The organism is Streptomyces sp. NPDC025793, from assembly GCF_055558375.1.
The window spans coordinates 639,806-658,174 of record NZ_JBVHMR010000001.1 but is presented as its reverse complement, the minus strand read 5'-3'; the positions used below and the strand labels follow the sequence as shown (position 1 = coordinate 658,174).

Sequence of the window (18,369 nt, the reverse complement as noted above, 5' to 3'; positions counted from 1 at the left end):
GGCTTCAGGCCTGGTGGCTGAACACCTCGTTCAGCCAGGCCTGCCAGGCGGTCTCGTTCGCCTCGGCATCGGCGTCCGGCGCGAAGTCGTGGACGCTGATGCCGAGCGGGGCGCCCCAGTGACCGCGCCCGAAGAACCGGATGAGCGCGCCCTCGGTGCGCAGGCCGAGGAAGTACGGGTTGCGGTAGTCGACCACGGCGTCCAGGGTCCGCCCGCCGGGCCCCCGGAGGCCGGCCTTCGTGCCCGCGGCCGCGTCGTCCGGCAGGCCGAGGGCGTGGGCGACGGCGGCGAGCGCCTGCTGGGTCGCCGAGCCCGCGGGCCCGTCGACCTGGGCGAAGGTGACCGGGCGGGGCGCGAAGTGCGTGAGGTACTCGCACAGGGTGTGCAGATAGAAATTGGTGTGCTTGCTCGCGCCGTCGTACTGGTTGTTCCAGTCGTCGGTGAAGACGCCGCTGTGGACGTAGCGCACCCAGGCGCGGCGGCCCTCGTCGCGGGGCTCGATGGTGTAGTCGAGCTGGTTGGCCGACTGGGTGGGCATGCCCACGTTCTCGCTGCGGTTGGTGTAGCGGTGGGGCGGGTCCCAGGCGGTGACGGTGGAGCCGAAGGGTCCCGAACCGCCGACACGCGGCTCGGGCGGGTCCATCGGCCAGAGGTAGGCGCCGGACGCGTTGACGACCGCGTCCCACACCTGCTCGGGCGGGACGTCGACCTCGAACTCGCGGACGATCTCGAATTCCTTGGGCGATTCCTGGGACATGACGGGACTCCTGCTCAACTCTCTGTAGGGGGCTGGTCCTTGACCGTGGGGTCCTTGACCGTGGGGGCCTTGAGCGCGGGGGCCTTGAGCGCGGGATGGAGGGCGACGACGATCCGGTGGTCCCGGCCGCCCTCGGCGCCCGGGGCGTCGTACTTGCGGACGAGGGCGCTCACGCCCGCCGTCAGCTCCTGCACGAAGGCCGCACGGTCGGCGGCGGAGGCGAAGCGGACCTCGCCGTCCAGGGCGTAGGTCGCCAGCTGCTGCCGGGCCTTGGCGGCGCCGGTGATCAGCGCGCCGACGTCCCGCACCAGACGCGCGCCGAGCGCGAGCAGCCAGCGCGCGGACAGCTGGTCCCGGAAGCGCTCCGGGTCCGGCTGCACGGCGGGCAGGGCGGCCGGCGAGATGACGTACGACGCGGCGGTCGCGCGCATCACCCGCTCGGTGACATTGCCCTTGCGGCGCTCTCCGGCCAGTTCGACCAGGCCGTGCCGCTCCAGCGCCTTGAGGTGGTAGTTCACCTTCTGCCGGGGCAGTCCGACCTTGCCGGCCAGCATCGCGGCCGACGCGGGCTCGGCGGCCAGCTCGGCGAGCAGCCGGGCCCGCACGGGGTCCAGCGACACAGCCGCCGCCTCGGGGTCCTCGATCACGGTCACGTCCAGCATGCGTCCACCCTCGCACCGAAAACTTTTTTTGTCCAGACGGATCGAGTTTTCGGCGAGAGGGCGGCGCACGGCATCTGACGGCTGGGGCCTGTCGTCACCTTCCCGACGTCCGCCCGAAGGGCGGGCCGCGCGGCGTCCGGTGCGTGCGGCTGCACGGCGGAGGAGGGAGCCGACGCGATGGGGCCCCTCCCGCCCGAGCGAAGCCGAGCGCGGGGAAGTCGGCGACCGACGACAACGCGGCTGGGGGTGCCCCCTCCGGGGAAGCGCGTGCCAGCCCCCGCCCGGCAGGCGGGAATGTGACGACAAGCCCTAGGGGGCGTCCCCCTGTTCGCCGAGCCGGGCGAGCTGGGTCTGGAACCAGTCCAGGCGTGCCTGCAACAGCGCGGCCTCGGCGACGAGTTCGGGCACGCCCGGCTCCGCGCCGGACGCCGGGGCGAGCGCCGGGAGCGCTGCAGCGCCGCCGCGCGCCACGACCTTCAGCCCCTCCCCGGCCAGCCGCGCGAACCCGGCGAGCGAGACGGACGTACGCCCGCGCACACAACCGGCGCAGACGGGGACGAGGGCGAGCCAGCCGGGGCGGCCCCAGCCGGCGTCGGCGAGCGCGACGGCCCCGGCCCCGCAGGCGCAGGGACCGGCGGCGACCGTGCGCACCCGCTGGCGGGCGTAGCGGAATCCGCGCTCGAAGCGGATGTAGGCGCCGAGCACGGTGATCTCCAGCAGGAGCGCGGTGCGGTGCTCGGCGGTGCACAGCATGGCCTCGGCGGCCTCGCGGTCGTGGACGCAGTGGAAGCCGCAGTCGCACAGCCGCGCGGGCGGGCGGTGCCGTCGGCCGTAGACACAGGAGGCGTCGTCGAGCACGCCGTACGGCAGCGCGCCGCCGAGCGACACCCCGGTGAACCCGGCCCGGGTGCCGTCCTGGGACAGCACCGGGTGGGCGATCTTGTATCCGGTCGGCGGCTCCGTCGGGCGTTCCGCCGGGAGCCGCAGTCTCATCGGGCGGCCGGGACCTCTTCGCGGGCCGGCTCGGCCGGTTCGACGTGGACGGTGGCGGTGGCGGTGCCGGTGGCGGTGGCGGTGTCCTCGGGGAGCGGGATCTCTTCCTCGCCGACGAGCGGTCGCTCCTCGGCGACCCCGGTGGCCAGTGCCTTGCCGAGCTTCATGGTGCCTCCCATGACGGACTGACGGACGGACTGACGGACGTCACTGTGCCCCTTCGGCCATAGTGACCCATGAGGGCCCGAGTTGGACACCGCGCCTTCGGCCGCACACCCCACTCATCAGAGATACTTAGAAATATCCCTTAGAAGAATTAAGTAGAGCTACGCCTTCGCGCTGCCGAGACTACTCCCATGACGAGCACACGCGACACCGCCCGGCCTTTCGGCCGCACCCTCTGCGCGATGATCACGCCGTTCACCGAGGCGGGCGCCCTCGATCTGGACGGTGCCCGGAGTCTGGCCGTGCGCCTGGTGGCCGAGGGCTGCGACGGCCTGGTGCTGAACGGCACCACGGGCGAGTCGCCCACCACTTCGGACGCCGAGAAGGCGGAGCTGGTCACGGCCGTACGGGACGCGGTCGGCGACCGGGTGGCCCTGGTCGCGGGCGTCGGCAGCGCCGACACCCGGCACACCGTCGAGTTGGCGCTCGGGGCGCAGAAGGCGGGCGCCGACGGGGTACTGGTGGTGACGCCGTACTACAGCCGGCCCCCGCAGGAAGCGGTCGAGGCGCACTTCCGCCAGGTCGCCGACGCGAGCGGGCTGCCCGTGATGCTCTACGACATCCCGGGCCGCACCGGCACCCGGATCGAGCCGGACACGATGATCCGGGTGGCCGCGCACCCGCGGATCGTGGCGGTCAAGGACTGTTCCTACGACTTCCTCGGCACCCAGAAGGTGCTGGCCCGCACGGAGTTGGCGTACTACGCGGGCTGCGACGAGCATGTGCTGGCGCTGTACGCGATCGGCGCGGCGGGCTGTGTGAGCACGGTCGGCAACGCCGTCCCCGGCCACATCGCGGCGATCCTCGACGCCTTCGACGCGGGCGACACCGCGCGGGCGCGCGAACTCCAGCTGCGCGCCACGCCGTTGATCGAGGCGATGATGGGCGCGGGCCTGCCGGGCACGGTCACCGCCAAGGCCCTCCTCGCCCGGCTCGGCCTGCCCGCGGGGCCGGTCCGCCCCCCGCTGCTGCCCGCCGGCCGGGAGACCGCCGACGGGCTGCTGGCACGGTACGAGGAGCTGGCGGCGGCCTGATCAGTCCCCGGCGGACCCGGCCGGGGACTGCCGTACGGTGTCCCCGTGAGCCGCCCCCTGCTGTTCCTGGACATCGACGGCCCCCTGAACCCGTACGCGGCGAAGCCGGAACGCCGGCCCGCGGGCTACACGACCATCCGGGTGCCCCTCGCCTACCGGCGGCCCCTGCGGGTCTGGCTGAACCCGGCCCACGGCCCGGCGCTGCTGCGGCTCGGCTACGAACTGGTCTGGGCGACGAGCTGGATGGCGGAGGCCAACGTGTGGATCGCGCCGGTCGTCGGCCTGCCCGCCGATCTGCCGTACGTCGACTTCGGCCACGGCCTGTTCGCCGAGCGCCCGGACGGCGTCCACTGGAAGACGGAGGCGATCGTGGCGTACGCCGGGGGCCGGCCGTTCGCCTGGGTGGACGACGAGCAGAACCCGGCGGACACGCTGTACGTCAGGGCCCGTCACCCCGGTCCGGCCCTGCTGCACCACGTCGATCCGCGGGTCGGCCTGCGGGAGGGCGACTTCGCGGTGCTGCGGGAGTTCGCGGCGGGCGTCGGCACAGGAGAGACCGGCGCCTGACGGAAGCGCCCCTCACCGGACGGTGAAGGGCGCTGCCGGAACTGCGCGCGTCAGTTGTGGCTGTGCAGGATGTCGTTCAGGCCGCCCCAGACCGCGTTGTTCGGGCGGGCCTCGACCACGCCGGTGACGGAGTTGCGGCGGAAGAGGATGTTGGAGGCGCCGTTCAGCTCGCGGGCCTTGATGATCTGGCCGTCGGGCATGGTGACCCGGGTGCCCGCGGTGACGTAGAGGCCGGCCTCGACCACGCACTCGTCGCCGAGCGCGATGCCCACGCCCGCCTCGGCGCCGATGAGGCAGCGCTCGCCGATGGAGATGATCACGTTGCCGCCGCCGGACAGGGTGCCCATGGTGGAGGCGCCGCCGCCGATGTCCGAGCCGTTGCCGACCACGACACCGGCGGAGATGCGGCCCTCGACCATCGAGGTGCCGAGCGTGCCGGCGTTGAAGTTGACGAAGCCCTCGTGCATGACCGTGGTGCCCTCGGCCAGGTGCGCGCCGAGGCGGACCCGGTCGGCGTCGGCGATGCGGACGCCCTTCGGGGCGACGTAGTCCGTCATGCGCGGGAACTTGTCGATCGAGGTGACCTGGAGGTGCAGGCCCTCGGCGCGGGCGTTCAGGCGCACCTTCTCGATGTCGTCCACGGCGACCGGGCCGAGCGAGGTCCAGGCGACGTTGGCGAGGTGGCCGAAGATGCCGTCCAGGCTCTGGCCGTGCGGCTTGACCAGACGGTGCGAGAGCAGGTGCAGGCGCAGGTAGGTGTCGTGCGCGTCGATCGGCTTCTCGTCCAGCGAGGCGATGACCGTGCGGACCGCGACCACCTCGACGCCCCGGCGGGCGTCCGGGCCGACCGCCTTGGCCGCGCCGTCGCCCAGCAGCTGTGCCGCCTGCTCGGCGGTGAGCCGCTCGGTGCCGGCCGGGCCGGGCTGCTCGACCAGTTCGGGGGCCGGGAACCAGGTGTCGAGGACGGTGCCGTCGGAGGCGATCGTGGCGAGGCCGGCGGCGACGGCGCCGATGGTGCGGGAAGCGGTGTCGGTCATGTACCAAAACCTAACGTGAGCGGCCTCGCGGAGGCGAACCGGCACCGGGGCGTCTCACGTGCCGGGCACGGCTTCAGGGGATCAGACGGGCGAGCGCGGTGCGCGCGTACTCCTCGTCGTACGAACCGCCGGTCAGCAGCACCTGGAGACAGATGCCGTCCATCAGCGCGAGCAGCGCGCGGGCGGTGACCGGGTCGGTGCGCCGGGCGAGCAGGGCGGCCGCGTCCTCGGTCCACTCGGCGGCGACGGGACGCAGCGCCGGGCGCCGCAGCGCGGCCAGATACAGCTCGTACTCCAGCTCCACGCCGCTGCGCTCGCCGCCCAGCCACGCACCGAGCTCGGCGGCCAGTTCGGCGGCGAGATCCCCCTGGCCGGCCTCCGGCAGCCGCTCGGCGAGCCTGCGGCCGAAGCCCTCGTTGGCCTGCCGCAGCGCGGCCACCATCAGCTCTTCGAGGGTGGCGAAGTGGTACGTCGTGGAGCCGAGCGGCACGTCCGCCTCGGCGGCGACGCTGCGGTGGCTCAGCCCGGCGATGCCGTCCCGGCCGACCACGCGGATCGCGGCGTCGATGATCCGCTGGCGCCGCTCGGGGTCGTAGCGCCGGGCCATCAGTGGCTCGCCCCGCCGAGGTTCAGCACGACCACGCCCCCGATGATCAGCAGGATTCCGGCGACCTTGGCGGCGCTCAGCCCCTCCCCGAACAGCAGCAGCCCGAGGACGGCGATGGTCGCGGTGCCCACCCCGGACCAGATCGCGTACGCGGTGCCGATCTGCACGGTCTTCAGCGTCTGGGCGAGCAGCGCGAAGGAGACGACGTAGCCCAGCGTCGTCACGAGCGAGGGCCACAGCCGGCTGAACCCCGCGCTGTACTTCATCGCCGTCGTCGCGGCGACCTCGGCGGCTATGGCGCCGGCGAGCAAGAGATATCCCATGTGTACGAGCGTACACAACATATGCGTACGGACGTACACAACGAGAAAGTTCCACTTTCACAGAAACCGCTCACTAGGGGCCCACGGGCCACTAATGTGCGGGCTCATGCCCGACCACACCCCCCGCCCCTGGGAGAACGGCTGGAGCGCCGACATCTCCCGGACCCCTGGCACCCGAAGACTCTGGCTGGCCGGCGCGCTGGCACTCGCGACGGTCGTCGCCTGCGTGACGGCCATAGCCGTGGACGGCACGGATCCCGGTCCGGCGACGGCCCCGGCTGCCGCCGGGGCGCCGACCGACCACGGTCCGGGGCTGCTCTCCTTCGCCTCCCCGTCGACGCGCACGGCCTCACCGCCGAAGGGCACGGGCACCGCGCCCTCGACGGCCCCGCAGGCGGCCGTCTCCCCCTCCGCCGAACCACCGGCGTCCCCCGCCAAGTCCCCGCCCCATCACGGCAGTTCACAGCATCCGCCGCAGCCGGCCGCGAGGGGGACCTCCGTCCGCTCCGCCAACTACCCGGACCGCTACTGGCACATCAGCGGTGACTACGTGAACCTCGACCCCGTCGTCCCCGCCGCCGACCGCGGCGCCGCGACCTTCACGGTCGTCAAGGGCCTCGCGGACAGCTCCTGTTACTCGTTCACGACCTCGGACGGCGGCTACCTCCGCCACCGGAACTTCCTGCTGCGCGCGGAACAGGACGACGGCACCGCCCTGTTCCGCCAGGACGCCACCTTCTGCCCCCGCCCGTCCCCCTACGCCGGCGCGACCATGCTGGAGTCGGTCAACTACCCCGGCCGCTTCCTGCGCCACCAGAACTTCCGGCTGAAACTGGACCCGTACCAGAACACCGATCTGTACCGGGCGGACTCGGCGTTCCTGCTCGTGGACGCACCGGCCTGACCGCACGAAAGAACGGCGGCACCCGCGTCGGGTGCCGCCGCTTCACGCACACGGTGTGACGTCAGACGTTGAACCCCAGCGCCCGCAGCTGCTCGCGGCCGTCGTCGGTGATCTTGTCGGGGCCCCACGGCGGCATCCAGACCCAGTTGATGCGCAGCTCGTTGACGAGGCCGTCCGTGGCGGACTTGGCCTGGTCCTCGATGACGTCGGTCAGCGGGCAGGCCGCCGAGGTCAGGGTCATGTCGATCGTCGCGATGTTGGCGTCGTCGATGTGGATGCCGTAGATCAGGCCGAGGTTGACGACGTCGATGCCCAGCTCGGGGTCGACGACGTCGTACAGCGCCTCGCGGAGTTCTTCCTCCGAGGCCGGCTTCATCTCAGCGGTCTCGCTCATGCCGTCTTCCTTTCGGCTTCGGCGCCACCCAGCGCCTGGGCCGTCGCGTCCTTCCACGCCATCCAGCTCAGGAGGGCGCACTTGACCCGCGCGGGGTACTTGGAGACGCCCGCGAACGCGACCGCGTCCTCCAGGACCTCCTCCATGGCGTCGTCGGGCTCGATCCTGCCCTTGGACTGCATCAGCTCCAGGAAGGTCTCCTGGATCTTCTGCGCCTCGGCCAGTTCCCTGCCGACGAGGAGTTCGTTGAGGACCGACGCGCTCGCCTGGCTGATGGAGCAGCCCTGGCCCTCGTACGACACGTCCTTGATCGTCGTGCCGTCGTACTTCACGCGAAGGGTGATCTCGTCGCCGCACGTCGGGTTCACGTGGTGCACCTCGGCGTCGCCATCCCGAAGACCACGCCCGTGCGGGTTCTTGTAGTGGTCCAGGATGACTTCCTGGTACATCGAATCCAGCTTCACGGTCTCAGCTCACGCCTCTCAGCCGAAGAAGTTCCGTACGTGCTCCAAGCCGTCGACCAGTGCGTCGATCTCGGCCGGCGTGGAGTACAGATAGAACGACGCTCGCGTGGTCGCAGGAATTCCGTAGCGCAGGCAGACGGGGCGCGCGCAGTGGTGGCCGACGCGGACCGCGATGCCCTGCTCGTCGAGGACCTGGCCCACGTCGTGCGGGTGGATGTCGCCGAGCGTGAAGGAGATCGCCGCGCCCCGGTCCTCGGCCGTGGTCGGGCCGATGATCCTCAGGTCCGGGACCTCGGCGAGGCGCTTGACCGCGTACTCGGTGAGCGCGTGCTCATGGGCGAGGATCTTGTCCATGCCGATGGAGTTGAGGTAGTCGATCGCCGCGCCCAGACCGACCGCCTGGGCGATCGGGGGCGTGCCCGCCTCGAACTTGTGGGGAGCGGGAGCGTAGGTCGAGGAGTGCATCGACACCGTCTCGATCATCTCGCCGCCGCCCAGGAACGGAGGCAGGTCCTCCAGCAGCTCCTGGCGGCCCCACAGGACGCCGATGCCGGTCGGGCCGCACATCTTGTGGCCGGTGAAGGCCACGAAGTCGGCCTGGAGGGCCTGCACGTCCAGCGGCATGTGCGGGGCGGCCTGGGAGGCGTCGATGCAGACCAGCGCGCCGACCTCCTGGGCGCGGCGCACTATCGCCTCGACCGGGTTGACGGTGCCCAGGATGTTCGACACCAGCACGAAGGAGACGATCTTCGTCTTCTCGGTGATGATCTCGTTGATGTTCGAGAGGTCGAGACGGCCGTCGTCCGTCAGGCCGAACCACTTCAGCTTCGCGCCCGTGCGCTGCGCGAGCAGCTGCCACGGCACGATGTTGGAGTGGTGCTCCATCTCCGTGATCACGATCTCGGTCTCGTGGTCCACGCGGTAGGGCTCGTCGGCCCAGCCCAGCATGTTCGCCACGAGGTTCAGCGACTCGGAGGCGTTCTTGGTGAAGATCACCTCGTCGCGGCTGGGCGCGTTGATGAACTCGGCGACCTTGTCGCGCGCGCCCTCGTACAGCGCCGTGGCCTCCTCGGCGAGCACATGCACACCGCGGTGGACGTTGGCGTTGTAGCGCTCGTAGTACTCGCTCAGGGCGTCCAGCACCTGGCGCGGCTTCTGCGAGGTCGCCGCGTTGTCCAGGTACACGAGCTTCTTGCCGTCGTGGACCACACGGTCCAGCACGGGGAAGTCCTTGCGGATCGCCTCGGTGTCGAGGAGGCCCGGCAGCTGTGTCACGCGGATACGCCACCCTTCGTGTACGCCTCGTAGCCCTCGTCCTCCAGCTTGTCGGCGAGCTCGGCACCGCCGGACTCGACGATCCGGCCGCCGGAGAAGACGTGGACGAAGTCGGGCTTGATGTAGCGCAGGATGCGCGTGTAGTGCGTGATCAGCAGGGTGCCGACCTCGCCGGTCTCGCGGACGCGGTTGACGCCCTCGGAGACGATGCGGAGCGCGTCGACGTCGAGGCCGGAGTCGGTCTCGTCGAGGATCGCGACCTTCGGCTTGAGCAGTTCGAGCTGGAGGATCTCGTGGCGCTTCTTCTCACCGCCGGAGAAGCCCTCGTTGACGTTGCGCTCGGCGAAGGCCGGGTCCATGTTGAGGCGCTCCATGGCCTCCTTGACCTCCTTCACCCAGGTGCGCAGCTTGGGGGCCTCGCCGCGGACGGCGGTGGCGGAGGTGCGCAGGAAGTTGGAGACCGAGACGCCGGGGACCTCGACCGGGTACTGCATCGCCAGGAACAGGCCCGCGCGGGCGCGCTCGTCGACGGACATCTCCAGGACGTCCTCGCCGTCGAGCAGCACGGTGCCGCTGGTGACCGTGTACTTCGGGTGACCCGCGAGGGAGTAGGCGAGAGTCGACTTGCCGGAGCCGTTGGGGCCCATGATGGCGTGCGTCTCGCCCTGCTTCACGGTGAGGTCGACGCCCTTGAGGATCTCCTTCGTGGCGTTGTCGGCCTCGACGGTGACGTGCAGGTCTCGGATTTCAAGCGTTGCCATGGGTGCCTCAGGACTCCTGGGTGAGGGAGACGAGAACGTCGTCCCCTTCGATCTTTACGGGGTATACGGGGACGGGGCGCGTCGCGGGGAGGCCGGACGGCTTGCCGGTGCGGAGGTCGAAGGAGGAGCCGTGCAGCCAGCACTCGATCTGGCAGTCCTCCACCTCGCCCTCGGAGAGGGAGACGTTCGCGTGCGAGCAGATGTCGTAGATCGCGAAGACCTCGCCGTCGGTCTTGACGACCGAGACCGGCGTGCCGTCGAGTTCCACCCGCTTCGGGGTGTCCGTCTCCAGCTCGCTGAGCGCACAGGCGCGGACGAACGTGGACGAAGCTGTCATGCGACCGACGCCTCCAGCTCCTCCTCGATCTTGGCGAGCAGGCGCTCCTCGATGTCGGCGACACCGATCTGCTGGACCAGCTCGGCGAAGAAGCCGCGGACCACGAGGCGGCGGGCCTCGTGCTCCGGGATGCCGCGGGCCATCAGGTAGAAGAGCTGCTCGTCGTCGAAGCGGCCGGTGGCGGAGGCGTGGCCGGCGCCGACGATCTCGCCGGTCTCGATCTCCAGGTTCGGCACCGAGTCGACGCGCGCGCCGTCCGTGAGGACCAGGTTGCGGTTCATCTCGTAGGTGTCCGTGCCCTCGGCCGCGGCCTCGATGAGCACGTCGCCGATCCACACCGCGTGCGCCTCGTCGCCCTGGAGCGCGCCCTTGTAGACGACGTTGGACTTGCAGTGCGGGACGTTGTGGTCGACCAGGAGGCGGTGCTCCTGGTGCTGGCCGGCGTCCGTGAAGTACAGCCCGAGCAGCTCGGCCTCGCCGCCGGTGCCGGCGTACGCGACGCGCGGGTGCAGGCGGACGACGTCGCCGCCGAAGGTGACGACGACCGACTTGAAGCTCGCGTCGCGCCCGACGAGGGCGTTGTGCTGGGCCACGTGCACGGCCTTGTCGTCCCAGTCCTGCACCGAGACGACGGTCAGCTTGGCGCCGTCGCCCAGGACGTAGTCGACGTTGGCGGCGAGGACCGCGTCACCGGTGTGGTCGATGACGACGACGGCCTCGGCGAAGGCTCCCAGCTCGACGACCTGGTGGCCGTAGGCGACCCCGCCCTCGCCGTGCACGGCGATGCGGATCGGCTCGCTGAGCACCGTCTCCTTGGGGACGGTGACCACGCCGGCCTTCTCGAACGCCGAGTACGCCTGGGCGGCGACACGGTCCACCGGGGTGCCCGCCCTGCCGATCCGGGCGTCGTCGCGGTCGACGGTCTCGACGGTGACGCCCTCGGGGGCCTCCACGACGACCTTCACGCCCGCGCCGGTGACGACGGCGGTGCCGTCGTGCAGCCCGCGCAGCCGCTCCAGCGGGGTGAACCGCCACTCCTCCTCGCGGCCGTGCGGGACCGGGAAGTCCGCCACGTCGAAGGACGGGGGCGCGCTCATGCGCGTGGCGACCGTCGACTCGGCGGCCACCGCGATCTGGCCCGCGGTGGTGGAGCCCACGGGGATGTTCTGAGCCTCAGCCATGGCTGCGGTCTGCTCGCTTTCTTGCGTAAGTGGCTTGATGGGGTGGGCGGTTGGCGCTCAGCCGACCGCGCCTTCCATCTGGAGCTCGATCAGCCGGTTGAGTTCGAGGGCGTACTCCATGGGCAGCTCCTTGGCGATCGGCTCGACGAAGCCGCGCACGATCATCGCCATCGCCTCGAACTCGGTGAGACCGCGGCTCATCAGGTAGAAGAGCTGGTCCTCGGAGACCTTGGAGACGGTCGCCTCGTGGCCCATCGACACGTCGTCCTCGCGGACGTCCACGTAGGGGTACGTGTCCGAGCGGGAGATGGTGTCGACGAGCAGCGCGTCGCACAGCACGTTGGACTTGGATCCGGCGGCGCCCTCGCCGATCTCGACGAGACCGCGGTAGGACGTGCGGCCGCCGCCACGCGCCACGGACTTGGAGACGATGTTGGACGACGTGTTCGGCGCCATGTGGACCATCTTGGAGCCGGCGTCCTGGTGCTGGCCCTCGCCCGCGAAGGCGATGGAGAGGGTCTCGCCCTTGGCGTGCTCGCCCATCAGGTAGACGGCCGGGTACTTCATCGTCACCTTGGAGCCGATGTTGCCGTCGATCCACTCCATGGTCGCGCCCTCGTAGGCCACGGCGCGCTTGGTGACCAGGTTGTAGACGTTGTTCGACCAGTTCTGGATGGTCGTGTAGCGGCAGCGGGCGTTCTTCTTGACGATGATCTCGACGACCGCGGAGTGCAGCGAGTCCGACTTGTAGATCGGGGCGGTGCAGCCCTCGACGTAGTGCACGTAGGCACCCTCGTCGACGATGATCAGGGTCCGCTCGAACTGGCCCATGTTCTCCGTGTTGATGCGGAAGTAGGCCTGGAGCGGGATCTCGACGTGGACACCCGGCGGGACGTAGATGAAGGAGCCGCCCGACCAGACGGCGGTGTTCAGTGACGCGAACTTGTTGTCACCGGCGGGGATGACCGTGCCGAAGTACTCCTTGAAGAGCTCCGGGTGCTCCTTCAGCGCGGTGTCGGTGTCGAGGAAGATGACGCCCTGCTCCTCCAGGTCCTCGCGGATCTGGTGGTAGACGACCTCCGACTCGTACTGGGCGGCGACACCGGCGACGAGGCGCTGCTTCTCGGCCTCCGGGATGCCCAGCTTGTCGTAGGTGTTCTTGATGTCCTCGGGCAGGTCCTCCCAGGACTCCGCCTGCTTCTCCGTGGAGCGCACGAAGTACTTGATGTTGTCGAAGTCGATGCCCGAGAGGTCCGAGCCCCAGTTGGGCATCGGCTTCTTCTCGAACAGCTTCAGACCCTTGAGGCGGAGCTTGGTCATCCACTCCGGCTCGGACTTCTTGCCGGAGATGTCCCGGACGACGTCCTCGTTCAGGCCACGGCGCGCGGACGCACCGGCCACGTCGGAGTCGGCCCAGCCGTATTCGTACTTGCCCAGGCCTTCGAGCTCAGGGTGGGCAGTCTCCATGGGGAGAGTCATGCGGGGTTCCTCCCGGCCGTGCTTGCAGGTGCGTCAGTGGAAATCTTGGGAATGAACGTCGTGCAGACGCCGTCGCCGTGCGCGATGGTCGCCAGTCGCTGGACGTGGGTTCCCAGCAGCTCGGCGAAGATCTCCGTCTCCGCCTCGCACAGCTGGGGGAACTGCTCCGCGACGTGGGCGACCGGGCAGTGGTGCTGGCACAGCTGCTCGCCGACCGGTGCGGTGCGCGCCGTTGCAGCGTACCCGTCCACGCTCAGGGCCTTGGCCAGTGCTTCGGCGCGCTTGTCGGGCGTGACCGCCTCGATCGCCCTGCGGTAGGCGCTCGCCTGGGCGGTGATCCGCGCGCGGGCGAACGCGGCGACGGCCTCGGGGCCACCGCCCTGCTCGGCGATCCAGCGCAGCGCGTCGGCGGCCAGCTTGTCGTACGACTGGTCGAAGGCGTCGCGGCCGCAGTCGGTGAGCGCGAAGACCTTGGCGGGGCGGCCACGCGTGCGGGTGCCGTACACCCGCTGCTCGCGCGCCTCCACGACGTCGTCGGCGACGAGGGCGTCCAGGTGGCGCCGGACGGCGGCCTGGGTCAGCCCCAGCCGGCCGGCCAGCTCGGCGACGGTCGACGGGCCGTGGTCCAGGATGGAGCGGGCGACGCGGTTGCGCGTGGAGCGCTCACCGGTCGCGAGTTCCTCCTGCGGGGCCCCCAGAGGGGTCTCCCGAGCCTCGTCGACGTTTTTCACAACGCCATTGTTGCGTAATTCCGCGGGGCCTGACAAGCGCCGTCCGGATCACCGGACGGTGCCCTGCATCACTTAGGCATACCTAATCCGACCTGCGCAAACGATCTTTGATCGATCGTCTCCGGGGGTGCTGAACAGGCAATTCGGTGGCGCCGCGCGAGTCCGTCCGGAAGACTCACACACCATGCCGACTCCCGCTCCGACCGGCCCGCTCGTCACCCGCGACACCCTCGCCGCCCAGCTGCGGCTGCTCGGCGTCGAACCCGGCGAGATCCTCCTCGTCCACTCCTCGCTCAGCGCGCTCGGCTGGGTCAACGGAGGCGCGGTCGCCGTCGTGCAGGGCCTGCTCGACGCCCTCGGCCCGGCCGGCACGCTCGTCGTCCCGACGCAGACCGGCGATCTGTCCGACCCGGCGGTGTGGTCGAACCCGCCGGTGCCCGCGCAGTGGTGGGACCGGATCCGGGCCACCATGCCCGCCTACGACCCGCTGATCACGCCCACGCGCGGGGTCGGGGTGATCCCGGAGACCGTGCGGACCTGGCCCGGCGCGCTGCGCAGCGCCCACCCGCAGACGTCCTTCGCGGCCGTGGGCCCGCACGCGCGCGAGATCACCGACGGCCACGCGCCCGACTGCCGCCTCGGCGAGCGCAGCCCGCTGGCCCGCCTGGAGAAACGGGGTGCCCGGGTCCTGCTGCTGGGCGCCGGATACGAGGCCTGCACGAGCTTCCACCTCGCCGAGTACCGCATACCCGCGCCCCGCGTGGCCGTCGGCCGGCCCGCGCCCGGCGGCGGCTGGGAGACCGTGACCGAGGTCTCGATCACCTCGGACCGCTTCGACGAGCTGGGGCACGACTTCGAGCGGGACCGGGACGTCGTACGGGGCAAGGCGGGCGCGGCGGACGTACGGCTGTTCCCGGTGGCGGACGCCGTGGCCTACGCCGAGCGCTGGCTGCCGCTGCACCGGCCCCGTGCGGAGGAGTTCTAGCACCCCGGCTCCGCGGCGCCCCGCGCTCTCCCTAGACTCTGGATCCATGCGAAGTGACCCTGTGGTCCAGGTCCAGGCCCTGGTGAAGCGGTACGGCACGAAGACCGCGGTGGACGGCCTCGACCTGGTGGCCCGGGCGGGTGTGACCGCCGTCCTCGGTCCCAACGGAGCGGGGAAGACGACCACGGTCGAGACCTGCGAGGGGTACCGGAAGCCGGATGCCGGCACGGTGCGCGTCCTGGGCCTCGACCCGGTGCGGCACTCCGCCGAGCTGCGTCCCCGTATCGGCGTGATGCTCCAGTCCGGCGGCGTCTACTCCGGCGCGCGGGCCGACGAGATGCTGCGGCACGTCGCCAGGCTGCACGCGCATCCGCTGGACGTGGACGCGCTGATCGAGCGGCTGGGGCTGGGCAGTTGCGGACGGACGAGCTACCGCCGGCTCTCGGGCGGCCAGCAGCAGCGTCTCGCACTCGCCATGGCCGTCGTCGGGCGCCCGGAGCTGGTCTTCCTGGACGAGCCCACGGCCGGCCTCGACCCGCAGGCCCGCCGGGCCACCTGGGACCTGGTGAAGGACCTGCGCGCCGACGGCGTCTCGGTGATCCTCACCACGCATCACATGGAAGAGGCCGAGCAGCTCGCCGACGACGTGGCGATCATCGACGGCGGCAGGGTCATCGCCCAGGGCTCCCCCGAGGAGCTGTGCAGGGGCGGCGCCGAGAACACCCTGCGCTTCACCGGCCGCCCCGGCCTCGACGTCGGCTCCCTGCTCAAGGCCCTCCCGGACGGCTGCACCGCCGCCGAGCTGACCCCGGGCGCCTACCGGGTCGTCGGCAAGGTCGACCCGCAGCTGCTGGCCACGGTGGCCTCGTGGTGCGCCCAGCACGGGGTGATGCCGGACCGGATCTCGGTCGAACGGCACACGCTCGAAGACGTCTTTCTGGAGCTCACGGGCAAGGAGCTGCGCTCATGACGACCGCCACCGGTACCGGTACCTACACCCCCGAGCCGGGTGCGGCACCGCTCCCCCGCATGATCGGGGCCCAGGCGGCGCTGGAGACCAGGATGCTGCTGCGCAACGGCGAGCAGCTGCTGCTGACGGTCGTCATCCCGACCCTGCTGCTGGTGCTGTTCAGCTCCGTGGACATCGTCGACACCGGCAAGGGCAAGGCCGTCGACTTCCTCGCGCCCGGCATCCTGGCCCTCGCCGTGATGTCGACCGCGTTCACCGGGCAGGCCATCGCGACCGGCTTCGAGCGCCGCTACGGCGTGCTCAAGCGGCTCGCCTCCTCGCCGCTGCCCCGCTGGGGGCTGATGGCCGCCAAGACGGCGTCGGTGCTGGTCACCGAGGTCCTCCAGGTCATCCTGCTGACGGTGATCGCGTTCGCGCTGGGCTGGCACCCGCACGGCAACCCGGCCGCCGTCCTGCTCCTCCTCGTCCTCGGCACCGCCGCGTTCTCCGGGCTCGGCCTGCTGATGGCGGGCACGCTGAAGGCGGAGGCCACCCTGGCCGCGGCCAACCTGGTATTCCTGCTGCTGCTCGTCGGCGGCGGGGTCATCGTCCCGCTGGACAAGTTCGGCTCGGCCGGGCAGCACGTGCTCGGGCTGCTGCCGATCTCGGCGCTGTCGGGCGGTCTTCGGGACGTGCTCCAGCACGGGGCCGGCGTGCCGTGGGGCGACCTCGGGATCCTCGCCGTATGGGCGGTCGTGGGGCTGGCCGCGGCCGGAAAGCTCTTCCGCTGGGAGTGAGCCGGGCCGTGAGTCGCGCAGCGACCTGCACGCACGCATGGGGGCCGACCCTCGTGAAAGCGTGCACAAGCGGCGTCCTACCATGGTGCCCGTGCCCAAGCTGACCCGCGCCGACGCCGTAGCCGCCCTGCGCAACCCGCTCGCCTTCATCGCCGCACGCTGGACGCCGGAACCCCGGACCGTGCAGCGGGCGGCGCTCGCCGCGCTCGTCATGTCGGTGGTCATCGTCGTCACCGGCGGTGCCGTGCGCCTGACCGGCTCGGGCCTCGGCTGCCCGACCTGGCCCGAGTGCACCGACGGCTCGCTGACGCCGACGACCGCGCTGAGCTATCACAGCGCCATCGAGTTCGGCAACCGCATGCTGACGTACGTGCTGTGCGCGGCGGTCGGCTGGGCGATCATCGCCGCGCGCTCCGAGAAGCCGTACCGGCGCAGCCTGACCCGGTTGGGCTGGGCGCAGTTCTGGCTCGTGATGAGCAACGCGGTGCTGGGCGGCATCGTGGTGCTCGTCGGCCTCAACCCGTACACGGTCGCGGCGCACTTCCTGCTGGCCACTGTTCTGATGACGGTCGCCGCGGTGATGTGGCAGCGCACCCGCGAGGGCGACGGCGCGCCCCGGCCGCTGGTCGGCAAGGCCGTGCAGCAGCTGGTGTGGTTCCTCGCCGTCGCCTCCGGCCTGCTGATCGCGGCCGGTACGGTGGTGACGGGCGCGGGCCCGCACGCGGGCGACTCCAGCGACGTCAAGCGCATCCCGATCGACTGGGAGACCGTCGCCAAGCTGCACGCCGTGCTCGCCTGGATCGTGGTCACGCTCACCTTCGCACTGTGGTTCGTCCTCAAGGCGGTCGACGCGCCGAAGGGCCCGCTGCACCGCACCCGGGACCTGTTCCTGATCCTCCTGGGCCAGGGCGTCATCGGCTACGTCCAGTACTTCACCCACCTGCCCGAGCTGCTCGTCGGCCTCCACATGCTCGGCTCCTGCCTCGTGTGGATCGGCGTCCTGCGCGTCCTGCTGGCGCTGCGGGAGCGTGCGGATGCCGCCGTGGACCTGCCCGGCCCGGCCGCCGAGGTGACGGTGGGCACGCGCGCGTAGCGCGTTTTCCATCGGTACGCGCGCGTGGTGCGGTTTTCGGCGGCACGCGCGCGTGCGTCATCCGTACGTCGTGACCAGGGTGTCGATCGCCGGGGCGAGGTAGGCACGGGTCAACTCGGCGCGGCGGGTGAGCCACGCGTCGTCCGCCGTGGGGGCGGCCGCGTCGTACCGCCTTCGGGTGATGTCCTCGACGACCTCGGCCGGGGCGCCGAGCGGGGGGAGTTCGGCGAGCGCCTCCCGCTTCGAGATCAGCCGCCCGTCCCGCAGGGTCACGGTGGCGCGGGCGAAGGTCACCAGACCCAGGTCGACCCAGACGTCCTGCTTCCACAACCGGGCCCTGTCGACATGGGGCCGCCAGAAGTCCCGCTGGTCGCGGACGACGAAGGCGGTCAGCTGCCGCTGCGGCACCGGCGGCAGCAGGGCGGCCGGTGTCTCCCCGTGCAGCACCCGGCCGAAGTCGTGCAGCTCGCGCCGGGTGACGGGGGTGACCGGGCGGCGCATCACCCGCCGGTGCGCCCAGGTGAGGTGGGACCGGTCCGGATCGTCCAGGGTGGCCGGGGTCGGATAGCTGCAGTGCAGCTTGGCGGCGAGCGGTTCCGTGCGCAGGCGCCGGTGCAACGCCACGACCCGCCGTACGGTCGTGAGGTCCACCGCGTCCGGCAGTACGGCGATGAGGTCCAGGTCGCTGCGGCCCTCCTGGTAGTCGCCGCCGGCCAGTGAGCCGTGCGCCCAGACGGCCCGGGGGCGCAGGGGGGTCAGGTCGGCGAGGAACCGGGCGAGCAGGGATCGCGTCCGCATCCGCTCAGTCTGAGCA

The 18,369-nt window shown here is 71.2% G+C and carries 23 protein-coding genes; 7 read left to right on the top strand and 16 right to left on the bottom strand.

From position 1 onward, the window contains the following. Positions 1-4: 4 nt before the first annotated feature. The 4 genes from ACZ4MF_RS03135 to ACZ4MF_RS03120 all read right to left on the bottom strand — a co-directional run bounded on the left by ACZ4MF_RS03135 (position 5) and on the right by ACZ4MF_RS03120 (position 2,579). Positions 5-757 (bottom strand): SRPBCC family protein, encoded by a 753-nt coding sequence (locus ACZ4MF_RS03135; protein WP_467489242.1) that lies wholly within the window; start codon positions 755-757, stop codon positions 5-7. Positions 758-771: 14 nt separating this feature from the next. After that, complete coding sequence (locus ACZ4MF_RS03130) at positions 772-1,419, bottom strand: ArsR/SmtB family transcription factor (RefSeq protein ID WP_467489240.1); 648 nt, start codon at positions 1,417-1,419, stop codon at positions 772-774. A gap of 309 nt (positions 1,420-1,728) precedes the next feature. Continuing rightward, positions 1,729-2,412 (bottom strand): hypothetical protein, encoded by a 684-nt coding sequence (locus tag ACZ4MF_RS03125; RefSeq protein ID WP_467489238.1) that lies wholly within the window; start codon positions 2,410-2,412, stop codon positions 1,729-1,731. After that, positions 2,409-2,579, bottom strand: a complete 171-nt coding sequence (locus tag ACZ4MF_RS03120; protein WP_467489236.1) for a hypothetical protein — start codon at positions 2,577-2,579, stop codon at positions 2,409-2,411. The genes ACZ4MF_RS03125 and ACZ4MF_RS03120 overlap by 4 nt, the downstream gene beginning before the upstream one ends. 189 nt (positions 2,580-2,768) lie before the next feature. Here ACZ4MF_RS03120 and dapA point away from each other — a divergent pair, with 189 nt between their 5' ends. Next, a complete protein-coding gene (dapA, locus tag ACZ4MF_RS03115) occupies positions 2,769-3,671 on the top strand; it encodes a 4-hydroxy-tetrahydrodipicolinate synthase (protein ID WP_467489234.1) in 903 nt (300 codons plus the stop codon). A gap of 45 nt (positions 3,672-3,716) precedes the next feature. Continuing rightward, complete coding sequence (locus ACZ4MF_RS03110) at positions 3,717-4,238, top strand: HAD domain-containing protein (RefSeq protein WP_467489232.1); 522 nt, start codon at positions 3,717-3,719, stop codon at positions 4,236-4,238. 50 nt (positions 4,239-4,288) lie between these two features. Here the strand turns inward: ACZ4MF_RS03110 and dapD are convergent, their stop codons facing one another. The 3 genes from dapD to ACZ4MF_RS03095 form a co-directional block, all read right to left on the bottom strand. Beyond that, positions 4,289-5,275, bottom strand: a complete 987-nt coding sequence (dapD, locus tag ACZ4MF_RS03105; RefSeq protein ID WP_467489230.1) for a 2,3,4,5-tetrahydropyridine-2,6-dicarboxylate N-succinyltransferase — start codon at positions 5,273-5,275, stop codon at positions 4,289-4,291. 73 nt (positions 5,276-5,348) lie between these two features. Beyond that, positions 5,349-5,882, bottom strand: coding sequence for a TetR/AcrR family transcriptional regulator (locus ACZ4MF_RS03100; RefSeq protein ID WP_467489228.1), 534 nt, complete (start codon positions 5,880-5,882; stop codon positions 5,349-5,351). Then, a complete protein-coding gene (locus ACZ4MF_RS03095) occupies positions 5,882-6,205 on the bottom strand; it encodes a DMT family transporter (protein WP_467489226.1) in 324 nt (107 codons plus the stop codon). Before ACZ4MF_RS03095 ends, ACZ4MF_RS03100 begins: the two co-directional genes overlap by 1 nt. Before the next feature lie 106 nt (positions 6,206-6,311). Between ACZ4MF_RS03095 and ACZ4MF_RS03090 the strand changes: the two genes are divergently transcribed. Continuing rightward, the gene (locus tag ACZ4MF_RS03090; protein WP_467489224.1) at positions 6,312-7,109 is read left to right on the top strand and encodes an AbfB domain-containing protein; all 798 of its coding nucleotides are present in this window, start codon (positions 6,312-6,314) and stop codon (positions 7,107-7,109) included. Positions 7,110-7,170: 61 nt separating this feature from the next. Here the strand turns inward: ACZ4MF_RS03090 and ACZ4MF_RS03085 are convergent, their stop codons facing one another. Genes ACZ4MF_RS03085 through ACZ4MF_RS03050 form a run of 8 tightly spaced genes read right to left on the bottom strand, consistent with a single transcriptional unit; the run spans position 7,171 to position 13,731 of the window. After that, positions 7,171-7,503 (bottom strand): metal-sulfur cluster assembly factor, encoded by a 333-nt coding sequence (locus tag ACZ4MF_RS03085; protein WP_031166063.1) that lies wholly within the window; start codon positions 7,501-7,503, stop codon positions 7,171-7,173. Next, positions 7,500-7,967 (bottom strand): Fe-S cluster assembly sulfur transfer protein SufU, encoded by a 468-nt coding sequence (gene sufU, locus ACZ4MF_RS03080; RefSeq protein ID WP_356036434.1) that lies wholly within the window; start codon positions 7,965-7,967, stop codon positions 7,500-7,502. Before sufU ends, ACZ4MF_RS03085 begins: the two co-directional genes overlap by 4 nt. Positions 7,968-7,985: 18 nt before the next feature. Next, positions 7,986-9,242 (bottom strand): cysteine desulfurase, encoded by a 1,257-nt coding sequence (locus ACZ4MF_RS03075; RefSeq protein WP_467489221.1) that lies wholly within the window; start codon positions 9,240-9,242, stop codon positions 7,986-7,988. Beyond that, positions 9,239-10,003, bottom strand: a complete 765-nt coding sequence (sufC, locus tag ACZ4MF_RS03070) for a Fe-S cluster assembly ATPase SufC (RefSeq protein ID WP_356036429.1) — start codon at positions 10,001-10,003, stop codon at positions 9,239-9,241. Before sufC ends, ACZ4MF_RS03075 begins: the two co-directional genes overlap by 4 nt. Positions 10,004-10,010: 7 nt before the next feature. Further along, complete coding sequence (locus tag ACZ4MF_RS03065) at positions 10,011-10,340, bottom strand: non-heme iron oxygenase ferredoxin subunit (RefSeq protein WP_356036426.1); 330 nt, start codon at positions 10,338-10,340, stop codon at positions 10,011-10,013. Beyond that, positions 10,337-11,521 (bottom strand): Fe-S cluster assembly protein SufD, encoded by a 1,185-nt coding sequence (gene sufD / locus ACZ4MF_RS03060; RefSeq protein ID WP_467489218.1) that lies wholly within the window; start codon positions 11,519-11,521, stop codon positions 10,337-10,339. Before sufD ends, ACZ4MF_RS03065 begins: the two co-directional genes overlap by 4 nt. A 57-nt stretch (positions 11,522-11,578) precedes the next feature. Then, the gene (gene sufB, locus ACZ4MF_RS03055) at positions 11,579-13,000 is read right to left on the bottom strand and encodes a Fe-S cluster assembly protein SufB (RefSeq protein WP_467489216.1); all 1,422 of its coding nucleotides are present in this window, start codon (positions 12,998-13,000) and stop codon (positions 11,579-11,581) included. Further along, positions 12,997-13,731: a helix-turn-helix transcriptional regulator gene (locus ACZ4MF_RS03050; protein ID WP_071370874.1), complete on the bottom strand. Its 735-nt coding sequence runs from the start codon at positions 13,729-13,731 to the stop codon at positions 12,997-12,999. The genes sufB and ACZ4MF_RS03050 overlap by 4 nt, the downstream gene beginning before the upstream one ends. Before the next feature lie 184 nt (positions 13,732-13,915). Here ACZ4MF_RS03050 and ACZ4MF_RS03045 point away from each other — a divergent pair, with 184 nt between their 5' ends. From ACZ4MF_RS03045 to ACZ4MF_RS03030, 4 genes are all read left to right on the top strand, one after another. Then, entirely contained in the window at positions 13,916-14,716 is an 801-nt protein-coding gene (locus ACZ4MF_RS03045) for an AAC(3) family N-acetyltransferase (RefSeq protein ID WP_467489214.1), read from the top strand. Positions 14,717-14,762: 46 nt separating this feature from the next. Then, positions 14,763-15,686, top strand: a complete 924-nt coding sequence (locus tag ACZ4MF_RS03040; protein WP_467489212.1) for an ABC transporter ATP-binding protein — start codon at positions 14,763-14,765, stop codon at positions 15,684-15,686. Beyond that, the gene (locus ACZ4MF_RS03035; RefSeq protein ID WP_467489210.1) at positions 15,683-16,462 is read left to right on the top strand and encodes an ABC transporter permease; all 780 of its coding nucleotides are present in this window, start codon (positions 15,683-15,685) and stop codon (positions 16,460-16,462) included. Before ACZ4MF_RS03040 ends, ACZ4MF_RS03035 begins: the two co-directional genes overlap by 4 nt. An 82-nt stretch (positions 16,463-16,544) precedes the next feature. Continuing rightward, the gene (locus ACZ4MF_RS03030) at positions 16,545-17,555 is read left to right on the top strand and encodes a COX15/CtaA family protein (protein ID WP_467489208.1); all 1,011 of its coding nucleotides are present in this window, start codon (positions 16,545-16,547) and stop codon (positions 17,553-17,555) included. 57 nt (positions 17,556-17,612) lie between these two features. Here ACZ4MF_RS03030 and ACZ4MF_RS03025 read toward each other — a convergent pair whose 3' ends face one another. Further along, entirely contained in the window at positions 17,613-18,353 is a 741-nt protein-coding gene (locus tag ACZ4MF_RS03025) for a nucleotidyltransferase domain-containing protein (protein WP_467489206.1), read from the bottom strand. Between the last annotated feature and the right edge of the window lie 16 nt (positions 18,354-18,369).